Below are 15,298 nucleotides of genomic sequence, written 5' to 3' on the forward strand. Positions count from 1 at the left end.
GAGTCTTCCGACGATCTTCGCAACAGGCACATCTTCAACCCTTGTTCGGCTCTCGAGCTTCTCTGGCAGAGGCGACGTCATCGACGACAACAGCAATATGACGCATGCTCGTGATCAACGCCCCGTAGAGGGGCCACGAAGCAGTCGGGAGATGCTGGTCATCGGAAAGGGCTCTCGCCAGTGAGTCGAGGCGTTCATACACGGGCTCAACTTCAGCATCAGGGTCGCTGATCGAGCGCCCGGCATCTTTGACAATGTTTCCCCACTCGCGGCGAAAGCTGTCATCCCACTCGCCCTCGGCGTACGTCGCGTCGCGGAGCGTGCGCGTCAGATTCCTCAGATGCGAGATCCCTTCATCGACCCGCTGCAGGATATTCTCGTAGCTCGTTTCCTCCGCCTGAGACTGTGCTTGGTTGCGAACCCGAGGATTAAGCGACTTCCTCAAATCGCCTCTCGGGTTTGCTCGCCTGCTTTCCCTTGCGAAGCGAACGGACTGCCATGCTGTGTTGAGCTCGTCGCTCATGGACTCGGTCTCGCGGAACCACTCATCGGCGCGGTCTGTGTCCCAGGAGTCGCTGAACTCGTCGGACATGCTGGTCAGGACGTCGCCCATGCGCCGATTGATACTGTCGACGTAGCGAGAGGCCTGCCGGTCCCGGATCGGGGGAATGATGATCAAGTTGACGGCGAGCCCGACAGCTACGCCCAGCGCGATCTCAATGATTCGTTCTAGAAGGAGGGGCTGCTGACTGTCGAATCCGCTTCCGAGGATGAAAATCGCGGTGGTGGCGATGGCGATCCCCTCGTCTCGGATCCATGTCACCCTGGCTCCGAGAAGACCAACAAAGAGCGCCAGGGCGAACGTCCACAGGCTGACTCCGAGGTAGTTGCCAATCAGGAAGGACAAGCCCACGCCGATTGCAGAGGCCACTGTTGACTGGGCGCCTCGCGAAAGTGATCGGTAGACCGTCGCGTGAACGGTGAGCAGTGCAGTCCATGGCGCGAGGAAAGGCATCGCCGAGTCGAGTATTGCGATTGACAGCCACCATGCTGCCGTTGCCGCGACGACAGATTTGACGATCTGGAGGAGATCGGTCGTGACTTCTGGGCGTTGGAGTAGTTCAGTGATCTTCTTCGTTGGAGTTGGCAAGGTCGCTCCGTTGCAGGTCCGTCTCTGTCATGATTACACCGTAAGCAAAGCTCGGTTTGAGACTAGCATTTCCCCTGGTCGAAGTCGTTTTGCTCTTGACGACTCAGGACTGAATTCGGTCGGCTGAGCGTCCTAGCGTCTCAGGCAACGATGGTCTCGGCAATCAAGGGGTGACGGTAGACCCTGTTCACGAGCACGACTGTCCGAACGCACACCTAGCCGAGACCCAGAGGCGTCCTTAGACTCTATTCACGAGCGCCGAAGGAGGCAAACATGACCACCTACGAAGAAGCAATCAAGCGGGCAGCAAAGCCACTCGCGGAGGCATTCTCCCGCATTCAAGAGGGCACAGCACGGGAAGCAGCTGAACGCGCCTACACGCCCGGTGGGCCGGGGCTCGATGAGCTCGAGGAGCGCATCCAGGCATGGCGGGACGAGTTCATGATGGAGCAGGGAGACAAGGCAGCCGCTGGGCGAGATCACGAGCTAGAAGGACGGAAAGTTGCATTGCTATCCGACCAGGAAGTCGCCGAACAGCTCGGCTGCAGTGTCTATCAGCTACGAGCCGACCGCGCACTCGACCGAGGCGACAGAGGTGACCGAGCCCCCGCATGGATCGAGGTCGGCACCTCCTGGCGCCCCCGAGCACGCGGAACACGCCAGTCCGCCGTGGACGCCTGGCTCGACCGACATGAAACCGGGGGGAGCAAGGAAACGAGATGATCGATCTAGAGCAGCTACTCACTTCGAAAGAGGTCGCGGAGACCCTCCAGTGCACTCCGAAACATGTCAACACGTTGCGTAAGCGTGGAGACTTGCCGGCGATGGCGATTGGCGGTATGTGGCGCTACGACCCACGGGATCTCCGGCAGTATGTTGAGCGACAACGGAGGGCTGGAGCGCAATGAACGTGCGCCAACTAGGAGACGCTGGTCTGCGACACGTTTACGACACGGTTTGAGCGAAATTTCTAGTCTCTTGGGCCATCTGCCGAGAATCGGTCTAAGGTGCTGAAGGCCTCGAAATCACTGGTCAAGGACAGACCAGTGCGATCAACGACTGACACGCAAGATCAGTACCTCTTAGAATTCCTTGGCCGTCGGTTCAAGTCCGACCGGGGGCACCACGAAGCGCTCCGCTGATTCGTACGCGAACCCTCAGGCCCCGTCACTCAGCTTCTGTTGGCGGCTCGCCTTTCTCATTCGAATTCGGTTTGAAGACGGTCCCGGACAACGGAGCGTAGGCAGTCCACTCTCCGTCCGGTTCGTTCCTGACGAGTTCGGCAATTCTGCGGTCGTCTGCCTCCGCCTCGTCGAACAGCCGTGTGAAAGCTGCTTCCGCCTTCGGGTTCTCGGCGGAATGCTCGGCCCGTATTCGCATTGCCTCGGTGTCGTCATCGGATGAAGAGATCTCGACGACGAACTGCGGGCCGACTTCGGCAGACACGAGTCGCGCGAGATGCACGCCTTGCTCGGCGAAAATGCGCGCAGCAGTCTCCGGCACCCAATTGAAGTCGGAATCCAGCGAGTCATAGTAGGACTGTTCCCATGCCTCCAGCTGCGCGACAAGTGCGCCGGACAGCCCCGTGTCCTCGTAGTCGATGGGCATGCTGATCCACAGCACCGTACCCGCATAGTCGGGGAACATGCGGATGGTCCGCGGCGGTCGTTCGTCGGTCATCTGCTCCTCGGTCATGGCGCCAGCCTAACGCCGGTCATTCGCTCGGCCCAGACACCCGACGCCACCAGCATCTTTGATGCTTGGCTGCACGCCGAACATCGACTATCATGTGGTCAGCACCTCCTTTCGGATCGTAGGGGAAGACGTATCCGAGGTAGGAGGCAGAAATGGATATGACTCAGGGCGTACTCTTCGTCCACTCAGCACCTCGTGCGCTGTGCCCTCACATCGAGTGGGCAGCGGGCGGGGCCATAGGCGCACAGGCACGCTTCGACTGGACACCCCAGCCGGCAGCACCAGGTCTCGTGCGCGCAGAAGTCTGCTGGCGCGCGCCCGCAGGCTCAGGAGCTCGCATCGCATCCGCCCTGCGCGGCTGGGACTCACTTCGCTACGAAGTCACCGAGGAGCCCTCGGCCGGAGTCGACGGCGGTCGATGGAGCCACACACCCGATCTGGGCATCTACCACGCTGTCACCGACACAGCCGGCAACATCCTCGTCCCTGAAGACCGCATCCGCTCCGTGATGGAACGCGCTGCCGGGGACCCGGCGAAGTTCTCCTCGGAGATGGCGATCGCCCTCGGCGAAGCCTGGGACGAGGAGCTCGACGCGTTCCGCCACGCAGGTGAAGGCGCACCGGTGCGCTGGCTGACGAAGGTCGGCTGAGCCGCTCCATTCACCGCCGAACTGCACTCAGGTGCGAGAGTACGGGCGTTCACAAATGCCGATGGGCACACCTTCCTACCTCGGGTGTGTCCATTTCGCATGCTTTCGTGCCTGAACGCTTATGCAGGAGGCTCTCCGCAAGCCACCTTCCCAAGCACAGATCGCGTCGTGCGCCCTCATGGAAACGGCCCACTCTGAGTCGGAAAGCACAGTTTCAAAACCGTGCTTTCCGACTCAGAGTGGGCCGTAGAGCTGTCTGAGTTCGCTCAGAACCTCAGACTGAGCGGAACGCGACGACGGCGTTGTGACCGCCGAAGCCGAACGAGTTCGTGATCGCTGCGATATCGCCGGCAGGCAGATCAGCAGGAGTGTCACGGACGATGTTGATCCCCTTGACCTTCGGGTCGACTTCGTCGATGTTGATGGTCGGGGGAGCGGTGCGAGTCTGCAGCGCCTTGACCGTGAGGATCGCCTCCACGGCACCCGTACCTCCGAGGAGGTGTCCGGTCATCGACTTCGTGGCCGAGACCAGTGCATCGGAGACGTTGTCACCAAGGAGTTCGCTGATGGCCAGCGATTCCGGGATGTCTCCGACCGGAGTCGACGTGGCATGCGCGTTGACGTGCTTGATTTCGCCGGCGGTCAGACCTCCGGCGTCGAGTGCCTGCTGCATGGCGGCCAGCGCGTGCTTGCCCTCCGGCTCTCCACCGGTGATGTGGTAGGCGTCGTTCGAGATGCCCCAGCTGGCCACCTCGGCGTAGATCTTCGCTCCACGAGCCTTCGCATGCTCCTCGGTCTCGAGGATGAGCGTGCCCGCACCTTCGCCCATGACGAAGCCGTCGCGGTCGACGTCATAGGGACGCGAAGCGGTCTCGGGTGAATCGGTGCGACGTGACAGCGCCTGCATCGAATTGAACGCGGCAAGAGTGATCGGGTGGATCGCTGCTTCCGAACCGCCGGCGATGATGATGTCGGCCTTGCCCGAAGCGAGAACGTCATAGGCGTGGCCGAGGCTCTCGGTCGATGAGGCGCAGGCGGAGACCAGGGTCTGCACACCGGCACGTGCCTTGAATTCCATGCCGATAGCGGCCGCAGGTCCATTGGGCATGAGCATGGGAACTGTCAGGGGCATGACCCGGCGCGGGCCTTCCTCCTGCAGGGTGTCCCAGGCGTCGAGCAGAGTCCAGACTCCGCCGATCCCGGTGGCCCAGGAGACGGCGGTGCGTTCCGGATCGGTCTCCTCGAGACCGGCATCGGCCATGGCTTCACGAGCAGAGATGAGAGCGAACTGGCTCGAAGGATCGAGGCGTTTGGCCTGGACCCGTCTGAGATTGTCGGGCACGACCTGTGGGTCGACCTGCGCTGCGAAGTCCACGGCGAGGCCGTACTTCTCTGGCCAATCGTTGTCCATCGTGTGGACGCCGGACTGACCGGCCAGAATGGCTTCCCAAGTGGCATCGACAGTCGCGCCCAAGGGGGTTACCGCACCGATTCCGGTGACGACAACTTTAGATGTCATGGTACAAACCTCGTCGATAGTGTGGACACGGCCCGTCTGTGGACGGGCCGTGTTCGGCTGCTGTGTGTCAGGCTTCCTGAGCCTTGTTGATGTAGTCGACAGCGTCCTGAACGGTGACGAGGTCCTTGACGTCGTCATCGGGGATCTTCACGCCGAACTTCTTCTCAGCGTTGACGACGATGGTCATCATCGAGATGGAGTCGATGTCGAGGTCATCGGTGAACGACTTGTCGGCTTCGACTGCTTCGACAGCCAGGCCGGTCTCTTCGTTGACGATCTCTGCCAGCCCAGCGAGGACTTCAGCTTCGGTGAATGCCATTTCTTTCCTACTTTCTGATTTCGGTCGAGGGTTTTTCGACCGTTTGAGGAACTTTTCGACGAGTGTCCCGCCGAATATCTTAGGACATTCACGGAGAGTTTTCCGTGAATGGGTGTGTCTCAGGGCAGGCGCACGACCTGAGCACCGTAGACGAGGCCCGCACCGAAGCCCATCTGCAGGGCGAGACCGCCGCTGAGTTCGGGCTGTTCACGCAGGAGACGTTCGGTGGCCAGTGGGATCGACGCCGCCGAGGTGTTCCCGTTGTCGGCGATGTCACGTGCGATGACAACGGACTCGGGGAGCTTCAGCTGCTTGGCGAGCTCGTCGATGATGCGCATGTTCGCCTGGTGTGGGATGAATGCAGCGAGGTCCTCGGCCTCGATGCCGGAAGCAGCGAGAGCCTCCTTTGCCACCTCGGCGCCGTCCCACACGGCCCAGCGGAAGACGGTCGGCCCGTCCTGACGCAGGGTCGGGAAGGGCAGTTCCCGGTCGTCACGGATGTCGTAGAGGGAATCCGTCATCCGGATGGTCGACCAGTTCTCGCCCTTCGAGCCCCACACTGTCTTCGAGATGCCGGGTTCGTCGGAGGAGGACACGACGACCGCGCCGGCGCCATCACCGAGGATGAACGAGATCGAACGGTCCTCGGGGTCGATGACCTCGGAGAGCTTCTCGGCTCCGATGACGAGGACATTGTCGAGCGTGCCTGCACGCACCAGTGCATCGGCCTGCGAGATACCGTAGCAGTAGCCGGCACACGCCGCGCTGATGTCCCAAGCCGGAATCGGCCCGGTCCCCAGTCGTGCGGTCAGAGCCGCAGCCGCTGAGGGTGTGAAGTACTCGAACGTGACGGTCGAGATGATGATGCCGCCGACGTCCTCCGGCTTCAGCCCCGCCGAGGCGATCGCCTCGAGCGCGGCTTCCTCGGACATGTCGAGGACGCCGACGTCCTTGCTGGCACGACGGCGGGTGACGATGCCCGTGCGCTGCCGGATCCATTCGTCGGAGGAGTTGATGGGTCCGGCGATATCGTCATTGGTGACGAGGTTCTCCGCACGGTAGGCACCGATTCCGGCAATGCGGGAGAAAGTGCCGAGTTCGGCAGTCTTGAGTGTAGGCATGGCGTCTTCTTTCGATTCTCAGGCGTGGGCTGCCGCGAACTCACGCGCGCCGTCGAGGTCGGCGGCCGATTTGATGGCGAATGTCTCCACGCCCTTCATGGCGCGGCGAGCGATTCCGGTCAGCGTGCCACCGGGGACGAGTTCGATCATTCCGGTCACACCGGAGTTCAGCAGCGCCTCCTGGCACAGATCCCAGCGCACCGGGTTCGTGACCTGCTTGACCAGACGGTCGACATACTCTCGGCCGGCTTCGACCGCAGTGCCGTCGGAGTTGCTGAGGATCGACACGGAGGGATCGGAGACCTCCATCGCCGAGGCGGCGGCATCGAGATCAGCGGTGGCGGGAGCCATGAACTCGGTGTGGAAGGCGCCGGCCACTGCCAGCGGGATGACCCGAGCACGTTCCGGCGGGTTCTCGGCCAGGGTCTCGAGCGCCTCGAGAGAGCCGGCAGCCACGGTCTGGCCTCCGCCGTTGACGTTGGCGGGGCTGGCCCCGGCGGCCTCGATCGCGGCGAGAACGTCCTCGGGCTGGCCGCCGACCACGGCGGACATGCCGGTCGGGGTGACGGCGGCAGCGGCCGCCATTCCATCGGCACGGACCTTGACGAAGGCCATGGCGTCCGCCGGGGTGAAGATGCCTGCGATCTGTGCGGCTGCGATCTCTCCCACGGAGTGGCCGGCGACGACGGCAGGGCTGACGCCGAGCTCAGCGGCGCAGGCGACGGCGGAGGCGACGAGCAGAGGCTGTGCCACCGCGGTGTCCTTGATCGTCTCGTCATCGGATTCGGTTCCGTGCAGACGCAGATCGATTCCCGATGCGGTCGAGAGTTCGTCGATCTGTGCCGAGAAGGTGTCGAGTTCGAGGAACGAACTCAGGAAACCGGTCTTCTGGGCTCCCTGGCCCGGACAGGTGATTGCAAGCACTCAGTTCTCTTTTCGTTGGGTTCCGTTGATCAATCTAATGGACACTGGACCGATCTCGGCGAGATTTGTCGTTGTTCGACAATACGCCGTCCTCGGACAGTCGCCCATACACCAAGGCGATGTGGATGACGAAGGCATCACGCGAAGTCGTCGGATCGAGCCCGATGGCGTCGGTGATCTTCCGCAGTCGGTAGCGCACGGTATTCGGGTGCACGGACAGTGCCTTGGCCGTGGCTTCGAGCGAGGACCCGAATTCGACATAGGCGCTCACGGTCTTCAGCAGCTGACCCGTTCCCGAGGTCAACGGTTCGTAATAGCGTTCGATGAGTTCGGTCAAGGCGATCCGGTCCCCGGACAGGGCGCGTTCGGGCAGAAGATCATCGGCTTTGACCGGGCGCGGGGAATCGGGGCGGGCGGTCGCCGCCTTGAGTGCGCGGATCGCCGCCTTCGCCGAGGTGGCCGCTTCGGCAAGTCCCGGCACTGCCGGTCCGACGATGACTTCGGAAGGCCCGAAGCAGTCCGAGAGGTCCTCGACGGCATCGTCGAGTTCCGTCACCCCGCCGAGGACGATGAGCAGACGGTTGTCGTGGATGCCCACAAGAGCATCATCGGCCCAGCGACTGGCCTTGCGGCGGATGCCGTCCAATCCCTTCTTCGCCGAGCGCTGCGGTGCGCGGCCGACGATGACGCACACGGGACCTTCTGACTGCCAGCCGAAGGCAGCGGTGCGGCTGGCGAGTTCGTCGACGGAGTCTCCGCGGACGAGGGCGTCGACGACCATCGCCTCGAGTCGTGCGTCCCAGCTGCCTCTGGCCTCTGCGGCCCGGGCGTAGACATCGGCCGCGGCGAACGCGATCTCCCGGGAGTAGATGAGCACCGCTTCGCGGAGCGCCGGCTGCTCGACGGGGCGAGCGATGTCCGGAACGCGTTCCTCGACGACTTCGACGACGATCTTGAGCAGCTGCAGGGTCTGCTGCAGGCTGATGGCCCGGATGAGGTCGCGTGGCGCAGTCTTGAAGATGTCGGAGACCACACGCAGATTCGTATCGGGCTTGCGGTACCAATCGACGAACGAGGAGATGCCCGATTGGGCGAGCAGCCCCACCCAAGAGCGATCGGACGACGACATCGAGCGGTACCAGGGCAGCTGAGCCTCCAGCCGCTGCAGAGTCACCGATGACAGGACGCCGACTCCGGCACGCAGTCTGCGGGCGGTTTCGGCACGACGGCGCAGGGTCTCGGCATCAGACATCATGAGCACGAGTTTAGATGAATGAGAACAATCCGGTTGTCAGCGACATACAAAGAGTCGAAAAAGGTGACAAATATGGCCGGAGTCTTGGAGACTCCGGCCATATTCGCTGTCAGTGTGCGGGCGAGATCAGGCGCCTGCCCCCTCGGTGGAACCCGAGTTGCCGGCACGGACATCGTTGAGCTGGTACTTCTCAGCCGCCTCGGCGGCCTTGTCGATCGAGATCTTCCCGGTATCGGCCAGCGAGATGAGTGCCTGCGTGACCACGGAAGGACCATCGACGAGGTAATAGCGACGTGCGGCAGGACGGGTGTCCGAGATTCCGTATCCGTCGGTCCCCAGCGAGGTGAAGTGGCTGGGCACGTACTGGCGGATCTGATCCGGCACTGCGCGCATATAATCCGAGGTCGCGATGACCGGGCCCTCGGTCTCGGCCATCTTCTCGGTGACATACGGAGTCCGCGGTTCGGATTCGGGGTTCTTCAGACGCTCGTTCTCGGCGTCGAGTCCGTCGCGGCGCAGCTCGGTCCACGACGTCACCGACCACACATCAGCCGAGACGCCCCAGTCCTGGTCAAGCAGCTCCTGAGCCTCGAGCACCCACGGCACACCGACGCCGGAGGCCATCAGCTGAACCTTCGGTCCGCCGTTGTCGGGTCCCTTCTTCAGGAGGTAAAGACCCTTGAGCACGCCTTCGACGTCGAGATCCTCCGGTTCGGGCGGCTGGACCATCGGCTCGTTGTACATGGTGATGTAGTAGAGCACGTCAGGATCTCGCTCATCGGCGGGATCGTACATCCGGTGGATGCCGTCCTTGACGATATGCGCGATCTCATAGCTGTAGGCCGGGTCGTACGAGACCACGGACGGATAGGTCGACGCCAGCACGTGCGAATGTCCGTCGCCGTGCTGGAGGCCCTCGGCCACCAGAGTGGTGCGTCCCGCGGTGGCGCCGAGGACGAAGCCGCGAGCCATCTGGTCACCGGCGGCCCAGAAGAAGTCACCGGTGCGTTGGAAGCCGAACATCGAGTAGAAGATGTAGAACGGGATCATCGGCTCACCGTGGGTGGCATACGAGGTGCCGACCGCGGTCAGTGCCGCGGTCGCCCCGGCCTCGTTGATGCCGACGTGGAGCAGCTGACCGTCCGTGGCCTCCTTGTAGGCGAGGAACAGGTCGCGGTCGACGGAGATGTAGTTCTGTCCGTGCGGATTGTAGATCTTCGCCGTCGGGAAGAACGAGTCCATGCCGAAGGTGCGAGCCTCATCGGGGATGATCGGCACGATCCGGTGGCCGAACTCCTTCTCCCGCATGAGATCCTTGAGCACGCGTACGAAGCCCATCGTGGTGGCGATCTCCTGTTTGCCTGATCCACGACGACCGGCCTGGTAGGCCTTGTCCGAGGGCATCTTGAGATCGACATGGGTCGATCGACGCTCGGGGGAGTAGCCGCCGAGCTCCGCGCGGCGCTCCTGCATGTACTTGATCTCGGGTGCGTCGACACCCGGGTGGTAGTACGGAGGCAGCTTCGGGTTGTCTTCGAGTTCCTTGTCCGAGATCGGGATCTGGAAGTGATCGCGGGCGAGCTTGAGATCGTCGACCGTGAGCTTCTTCATCTGGTGCGTGGCGTTGCGGGCCTCGAAGTGCGGTCCGAGCGAGTAGCCCTTGACCGTCTTGACGAGGATGACGGTGGGCTGTCCGGTGTGCTCCATCGCGGCCTTGTAGGCGGCGAAGACCTTTCGGTAGTCATGCCCGCCGCGCTTGAGGTTCCAGATCTGCTCGTCGCTGTAGTCCTCGACCATTGCCTTCGTCCGCGGGTCGCGGCCGAAGAAGTTGTCGCGCACGAAGCCGCCGGACTCACCCTTGTAGGTCTGGTAATCGCCGTCGGGGGTGGCATTCATGAGGTTGACGAGCGCGCCGTCGCGGTCCTTGGCCAGCAGCGCGTCCCATTCGCGTCCCCAGACGACCTTGATGACGTTCCAGCCGGCACCGCGGAAGTACGACTCGAGTTCCTGCATGATCTTGCCGTTGCCGCGGACGGGCCCATCGAGACGCTGCAGGTTGCAGTTGATGACGAAGTTGAGGTTGTCGAGCTCTTCGAAGGCAGCGACGTGGAGCATGCCGCGGCTCTCCGGCTCGTCGAGCTCGCCGTCACCGAGGAAAGCCCAGGTCTGCTGCTGTGAGGTGTCCTTGATCCCACGATTGTGCAGGTATTTGTCGAACTGTGCCTGCGCGATCGCATTCATCGGTCCCAGACCCATCGACACCGTCGGATGCTCCCAGAAGTCGGGCAGCTGGTGCGGGTGGGGGTAGGACGGCAGTCCCTGCGGCTTGCCGTCGATGAAGTGCGACTGCTGCTGACGGAAGCCGTCGAGCTGTTCTGCGCTCATCCGGCCCTCGAGGTAGGCGCGCGCATACATGCCGGGGGAGGCATGGCCCTGATAGAAGATGTGGTCACCGCCGCCTGGATGGTCCTTGCCGCGGAAGAAGTGGTTGACGCCGACCTCGTAGAGGGTCGCCGAGGAGGCGTAGGTGGAGATGTGACCGCCGACCTCGACGCCGGGACGCTGGGCCCGGTGGACGAGCATGGCGGCATTCCAGCGGTTCCAGCGACGGTAGCGGCGTTCGACCTCTTCATCTCCGGGGAACCAGGGTTCGTTCTCCGGACCGATGGTGTTGACGTAGTCGGTGGCAGTGAGGCTGGGCACGCCGATCTGCTTCTGGCGAGAGCGCTCGAGCATGCGCAGCATGACATAGCGTGCTCGAGTCCGACCGCCCTCGTCGATGAGGCCATCGAGGGAGGCCAGCCATTCAGCGGTCTCCTCCGGGTCGATGTCGGGCACCTGGCTGGGCAGCCCGTTGAGGATGGGCCCGCCCTGATTCCGATTGTCCACGATGTGGTCCTCTCTTCAGCTCCACGATCTTCTTTGGTGTAGAGATCATGACCATCGGATGGCGTGTGCTCCGCAGGTTGTCTGAGCCCAGAGGCCACCCGATCTACCTGTCAGCCTAGTACTCCCAGCCCAACTTCGCGCTCCCGCGAAGTTGTGATCTCTCTGACGCATCTGCACACTGTGCTGACAGGCTCACAGTCCGGTGTGCTGATTGAGTGCCGTTTGAGTGCGCTTGCCGCGCGAGGGCACGTCGATATTTGCACCTTGACCACTGTTGGCGGAAGAATACAGGCATGAGCAACTCCGCTTCTGAAAGGACATCCTCCACTTCGACCCTCGCAAACGAGCTGGGACACAACCTCGGCTTGAAAAAGGGCGACTATGTGCAAGAGGTCGGCTATGACGACGACGTCGATCAGGCACTCTGCGAGGCGATCGAGAACATCATCGGAGACAAGATCGCCGATGGCGAAGAGGATGACGTCTACGACGTGATCCTCATGTGGTGGCGGTCGGACGACGATGACCTCGTCGACGGTCTCGTCGACGCCCAGACCACACTGAAAGAGGGCGGAGTCGTCTGGCTGCTCAGCCCGAAGGCGAACCGTCCGGGACACATCAGCCCCGCCGACATCTCCGAAGCGGCTCCCACCGCCGGAATGCACGTGACCTCCACGGTCAGCGCCGCCGACGATTGGGCCGGATTCCGGCTCGTGGGCAAGAAGAACTATTCATGATCCTGCGGCCCGGTGATCGGGCCCCGGACCTCACCCTTCTCGATCACCTCGGATCGGTCATCACCCTCACCGAGGCGACCCCGCGTACCGCTCGTGTGCTCGCATTCGTTCCGTTCGCCTTCTCTCCGATCTGCGGAGACGAACTCGCCGCTCTCGAACAGTGGCAGGAACGGATGCGAAAGGGCTCCCATGCCGTCGACGTTGTGGTCGTCTCAACCGACTCCAAGTACACCTTGGCGGCGTGGGCCCGGCAGACGAGGGTCGACGTCACTCTTGCATCGGACTTCTGGCCCCACGGTGAGGCGGCTCGCGCGTTCGGCGTCTTCGACGAGGTCCACGGTGTCGCCGAACGAGGAGTCTTCGTCATCTCACCTGCGGGTACGATCGTGAGTGGCAGGCATGTCGCCCGCACCGAGACTCGGGACTTCTCCGAGGATTTCGCCGCGGCGCTTTCCAGCCTCTGAGAATCGAGCCTCGCCGAAGAACCGATCGACGGCACCTTCGGCGCCTATTGAGGAGGACACATCATGGCCACGCTGTTCACGAAGATCATCAACGGAGAGATCCCCGGCGCCTTCGTCCATCAGGATGACAAGTGCGTCGCATTCCTCGATGTCGCTCCGATGACCGAGGGCCATGTGATGGTCGTCCCGCGCGACGAGATCTCTCACTGGATCGACGCCGACGCAGAGCTTCTCGCCCACCTCACCGCAGTGGCGAAGAGGATCGGAGAAGCCCAGAAGGCGGCCTTCGACTGCGAGCGGATCGGCCTCCTCATCGTCGGCTACGAAGTGCCCCACCTGCACATCCACGTCCTGCCGACGAACTCCATGGATGACTTCGACATCTCCGACCGTGCTCCGATGCAGACACCGGAGCAGCTGGAGGCGCCCGCCGAGAAGATTCGGCAGGCGCTCTCCGCACTGTCCTGATCCGATGCTGCTCGGCTCAGATCGACTCAGAGGCCTTTGTCCTCGAGGTAGTGGTCGAGTGAGTCTCTGACGAGCTCGGCTCCCGCGGTTCCACCGTAGTTCGCGCCGAATCGCGGGTCGTCGACATACATCTGCCCGAGACCGCGCACGTATCCTCCGAGGTCTCCGTCGGGATCATCTGCGGGCGTGCCCGGAACTGCTCGCAGCCATTCGATATGACGTCGGGCGAGGTCCTGGCAGCGGTCCGATTCGGGACGCGCCCCCGCCTCGGCGGCGGCGGTCCAGTCCGCGGAGAGAGCGGAAACGAGGGCTTTCCACTCCTTCTTCTCCTCAGGCGACTGGCTGGACCACCATTCGTCTCCTCGTCGGTAGGCGTCGGCTCCCCAGCGCCTGGTCACTTCCTCTTCGTATTCGCGATGGTCGAAACCATCGAACATCTCTTCAGCCATGAGCGGCTCACCTGCTTTCAGTCGTGTGATGGTGACGGTGACGGCGGCGAGCTGTCGGTCGAGCCGGTCTCTCTCGCGTCCGAGTGAGACCAGATGCTGCGACAGCGCCTCGACCGGATCGTCTCTCCGATCGAGTACCTCCGATATCGTCGTCAATGGCAGTCCCAGCTCCTTGAGCAGCAGGATGCGCTGGAGGCGCACCAGGGCTGCTTCGTCGTAGCAGCGATAGCCGTTGGCGGCGATGGAGGTCGGCGGCAGCAGACCGATGGCGTCATAATGACGCAGGGTTCGGCTCGTCGTTCCCGTCAGCCGTGCGATTTCCTGAATGGACCAGTCCATGCCTGACAGCTTAGAAGTTGACGCAGCGTCAAGGTCAAGAGCCGTTTGAGACGTTCGAGGAGTGAGCTCACTCAGGCCGCTTCGCGGATGGCGTCCAGCGCCGTGAATAGGTCGCGTGCAAGGTCGTCGACATGTTCGAGCCCGACCGACAGGCGGACGAGGCCGTCGCCGGGCTTCGCCGTCGCGGCTACGGGCCGGTGTGTGAGTGAGGCCGGATGCTGGACGAGGGTATCGGCGCCGCCGAGCGAGACCGCGTGCACGATGAGGTCGCAGTGTTCGACGAAGGTGCGGGCCGCTTCGAATCCACCGGCGAGTTCGATGGCGATCATCGCCCCTCCGCCGCGCATCTGCGAACCGACCAAACCTCGCGGATCGGACCCGGCGAGACCGGGATAGTGGACCCGGGCGACCTCGGAGCGTGTCTGGAGACGACGAGCGAGCTCACCTGCGGTGTCCTGAGCTGCGCGCATCCGCACGGCCAGCGTCCGCAGCCCGCGATGGAGGAGATAGGCGCCCATCGGGTGCAGGAGGGCCCCTGTGATGGCGCGGACCCGGCGCAGGCGCATGGTCCATTCGGTGTTCGTCGCGATGATTCCGCCCATCGCGTCGCCGTGACCGCCGAGGTATTTCGTGGCGCTGTGGAGGACGAGGGCGGCCCCGTGATCGATCGGCCGTTGGAGCACTGGGGTGCAGAAGGTGTTGTCGACCAGCACCGGCACAACTCCCGCTGCGGCGACGACCGAGCCGATGTCGACGAGGTCGAGGCTGGGGTTCGCCGGTGTCTCGACGATGACGAGCCCGGTGTCCTCGCGAATCGCCTCGGCGATCTGGTCCTCCTCCGCCCAGGTGACCGACGTGCCGAGAAGGCCTGACTCGAGCAGGTGGTCACTGCCGCCGTAGAGGGGACGGACGGCGACGATATGGGGCGTCCCGGCCTCGACTGCGGCCAGCAGTGCGGCGGTCATGGCAGCCATTCCCGTGGCGAAGGCGACGGCAGATTCGGCGTTCTCCAATTCGGCGAGCGCGGATTCGAATCGCGCCACACCGGGCTGCCACAGACGTTGGTAGACGGGGGAGTCCCCTTCCTTCAGAGGATGTCCGCTGGCGAGGCTCTCATAGGAATCTCCTCCCGTGCGGACGTCGTTGACCGGGTTGGTGGTGGAGAGGTCGATGGCGGGGACATGGACGCCTGCGGCCGCGAGACCGTCCATTCCGCCGTGAACCATACGGGTCTCAGGGTGCATAGAAGTCATAAGCGCATTCAATCCACTTCTCCCAGTCTGTGCAATGAACGTGCAATCTCCTCCAAGTATTCGGCC

16 protein-coding genes are annotated in these 15,298 nt (G+C 63.1%); 6 read left to right on the top strand and 10 right to left on the bottom strand.

The window, feature by feature from the left end:
- Window positions 1-34: 34 nt before the first annotated feature.
- Complete coding sequence (locus AC239G_RS09120; protein WP_139467136.1) at window positions 35-1,150, bottom strand: FUSC family protein; 1,116 nt, start codon at window positions 1,148-1,150, stop codon at window positions 35-37.
- Between the two features lie 273 nt (window positions 1,151-1,423).
- Here AC239G_RS09120 and AC239G_RS09125 point away from each other — a divergent pair, with 273 nt between their 5' ends.
- Window positions 1,424-1,873: a hypothetical protein gene (locus AC239G_RS09125; RefSeq protein WP_139467137.1), complete on the top strand. Its 450-nt coding sequence runs from the start codon at window positions 1,424-1,426 to the stop codon at window positions 1,871-1,873.
- Window positions 1,870-2,058: a helix-turn-helix domain-containing protein gene (locus AC239G_RS09130; protein ID WP_139467139.1), complete on the top strand. Its 189-nt coding sequence runs from the start codon at window positions 1,870-1,872 to the stop codon at window positions 2,056-2,058. Before AC239G_RS09125 ends, AC239G_RS09130 begins: the two co-directional genes overlap by 4 nt.
- Window positions 2,059-2,317: 259 nt before the next feature.
- Here AC239G_RS09130 and AC239G_RS09135 read toward each other — a convergent pair whose 3' ends face one another.
- A complete protein-coding gene (locus AC239G_RS09135) occupies window positions 2,318-2,845 on the bottom strand; it encodes a hypothetical protein (RefSeq protein ID WP_139467141.1) in 528 nt (175 codons plus the stop codon).
- 158 nt (window positions 2,846-3,003) lie between these two features.
- Here AC239G_RS09135 and AC239G_RS09140 point away from each other — a divergent pair, with 158 nt between their 5' ends.
- A complete protein-coding gene (locus AC239G_RS09140) occupies window positions 3,004-3,495 on the top strand; it encodes a DUF3145 domain-containing protein (RefSeq protein WP_039211244.1) in 492 nt (163 codons plus the stop codon).
- A 274-nt stretch (window positions 3,496-3,769) separates the two neighbouring features.
- Here the strand turns inward: AC239G_RS09140 and AC239G_RS09145 are convergent, their stop codons facing one another.
- The 6 genes from AC239G_RS09145 to aceE form a co-directional block, all read right to left on the bottom strand.
- Entirely contained in the window at window positions 3,770-5,014 is a 1,245-nt protein-coding gene (locus AC239G_RS09145; RefSeq protein WP_487490079.1) for a beta-ketoacyl-[acyl-carrier-protein] synthase family protein, read from the bottom strand.
- Between the two features lie 67 nt (window positions 5,015-5,081).
- Entirely contained in the window at window positions 5,082-5,333 is a 252-nt protein-coding gene (locus tag AC239G_RS09150; protein ID WP_025776743.1) for an acyl carrier protein, read from the bottom strand.
- Window positions 5,334-5,452: 119 nt separating this feature from the next.
- Window positions 5,453-6,454, bottom strand: coding sequence for a beta-ketoacyl-ACP synthase III (locus AC239G_RS09155; RefSeq protein WP_139467145.1), 1,002 nt, complete (start codon window positions 6,452-6,454; stop codon window positions 5,453-5,455).
- A gap of 18 nt (window positions 6,455-6,472) precedes the next feature.
- Window positions 6,473-7,378 (bottom strand): ACP S-malonyltransferase, encoded by a 906-nt coding sequence (locus tag AC239G_RS09160; protein WP_139467147.1) that lies wholly within the window; start codon window positions 7,376-7,378, stop codon window positions 6,473-6,475.
- Window positions 7,379-7,412: 34 nt separating this feature from the next.
- A complete protein-coding gene (locus AC239G_RS09165; RefSeq protein WP_139467149.1) occupies window positions 7,413-8,633 on the bottom strand; it encodes a PucR family transcriptional regulator in 1,221 nt (406 codons plus the stop codon).
- A 126-nt stretch (window positions 8,634-8,759) separates the two neighbouring features.
- On the bottom strand, window positions 8,760-11,522 hold the full coding sequence (aceE, locus tag AC239G_RS09170; RefSeq protein WP_487490080.1) for a pyruvate dehydrogenase (acetyl-transferring), homodimeric type: 2,763 nt from the start codon (window positions 11,520-11,522) through the stop codon (window positions 8,760-8,762).
- 293 nt (window positions 11,523-11,815) lie between these two features.
- On the opposite strand from aceE, the gene AC239G_RS09175 reads away from it, so the two are divergent.
- The 3 genes from AC239G_RS09175 (at window position 11,816) to AC239G_RS09185 (ending at window position 13,191) form a co-directional block, all read left to right on the top strand.
- Window positions 11,816-12,259 (top strand): DUF3052 domain-containing protein, encoded by a 444-nt coding sequence (locus AC239G_RS09175; RefSeq protein WP_139467151.1) that lies wholly within the window; start codon window positions 11,816-11,818, stop codon window positions 12,257-12,259.
- Window positions 12,256-12,723 (top strand): redoxin domain-containing protein, encoded by a 468-nt coding sequence (locus AC239G_RS09180; RefSeq protein ID WP_487490081.1) that lies wholly within the window; start codon window positions 12,256-12,258, stop codon window positions 12,721-12,723. Before AC239G_RS09175 ends, AC239G_RS09180 begins: the two co-directional genes overlap by 4 nt.
- Before the next feature lie 63 nt (window positions 12,724-12,786).
- Window positions 12,787-13,191 (top strand): HIT family protein, encoded by a 405-nt coding sequence (locus AC239G_RS09185; protein ID WP_487490082.1) that lies wholly within the window; start codon window positions 12,787-12,789, stop codon window positions 13,189-13,191.
- 26 nt (window positions 13,192-13,217) lie between these two features.
- Here AC239G_RS09185 and AC239G_RS09190 read toward each other — a convergent pair whose 3' ends face one another.
- Together AC239G_RS09190 and AC239G_RS09195 are read right to left on the bottom strand one after the other, a co-directional pair.
- A complete protein-coding gene (locus AC239G_RS09190; RefSeq protein ID WP_487490083.1) occupies window positions 13,218-13,979 on the bottom strand; it encodes a MerR family transcriptional regulator in 762 nt (253 codons plus the stop codon).
- 71 nt (window positions 13,980-14,050) lie between these two features.
- Window positions 14,051-15,232: a trans-sulfuration enzyme family protein gene (locus AC239G_RS09195; protein ID WP_139467158.1), complete on the bottom strand. Its 1,182-nt coding sequence runs from the start codon at window positions 15,230-15,232 to the stop codon at window positions 14,051-14,053.
- Between the last annotated feature and the right edge of the window lie 66 nt (window positions 15,233-15,298).

The sequence above is a fragment of the Brevibacterium sp. Lmc1 genome (genome assembly GCF_057654315.1).

What these genes read in the sequence shown, in the direction of transcription:
- AC239G_RS09180 (WP_487490081.1), top strand. Translation starts at nt 12,256, where the DNA reads ATGATCCTGCGGCCCGGTGATCGGGCCCCGGACCTCACCCTTCTCGAT.
- AC239G_RS09190 (WP_487490083.1), bottom strand. Translation starts at nt 13,979, where the DNA reads ATGGACTGGTCCATTCAGGAAATCGCACGGCTGACGGGAACGACGAGC.
- AC239G_RS09175 (WP_139467151.1), top strand. Translation starts at nt 11,816, where the DNA reads ATGAGCAACTCCGCTTCTGAAAGGACATCCTCCACTTCGACCCTCGCA.
- AC239G_RS09145 (WP_487490079.1), bottom strand. Translation starts at nt 5,014, where the DNA reads ATGACATCTAAAGTTGTCGTCACCGGAATCGGTGCGGTAACCCCCTTG.
- AC239G_RS09195 (WP_139467158.1), bottom strand. Translation starts at nt 15,232, where the DNA reads ATGACTTCTATGCACCCTGAGACCCGTATGGTTCACGGCGGAATGGAC.
- AC239G_RS09150 (WP_025776743.1), bottom strand. Translation starts at nt 5,333, where the DNA reads ATGGCATTCACCGAAGCTGAAGTCCTCGCTGGGCTGGCAGAGATCGTC.
- AC239G_RS09130 (WP_139467139.1), top strand. Translation starts at nt 1,870, where the DNA reads ATGATCGATCTAGAGCAGCTACTCACTTCGAAAGAGGTCGCGGAGACC.
- AC239G_RS09185 (WP_487490082.1), top strand. Translation starts at nt 12,787, where the DNA reads ATGGCCACGCTGTTCACGAAGATCATCAACGGAGAGATCCCCGGCGCC.
- AC239G_RS09135 (WP_139467141.1), bottom strand. Translation starts at nt 2,845, where the DNA reads ATGACCGAGGAGCAGATGACCGACGAACGACCGCCGCGGACCATCCGC.
- AC239G_RS09165 (WP_139467149.1), bottom strand. Translation starts at nt 8,633, where the DNA reads ATGATGTCTGATGCCGAGACCCTGCGCCGTCGTGCCGAAACCGCCCGC.
- AC239G_RS09155 (WP_139467145.1), bottom strand. Translation starts at nt 6,454, where the DNA reads ATGCCTACACTCAAGACTGCCGAACTCGGCACTTTCTCCCGCATTGCC.
- AC239G_RS09125 (WP_139467137.1), top strand. Translation starts at nt 1,424, where the DNA reads ATGACCACCTACGAAGAAGCAATCAAGCGGGCAGCAAAGCCACTCGCG.
- AC239G_RS09140 (WP_039211244.1), top strand. Translation starts at nt 3,004, where the DNA reads ATGACTCAGGGCGTACTCTTCGTCCACTCAGCACCTCGTGCGCTGTGC.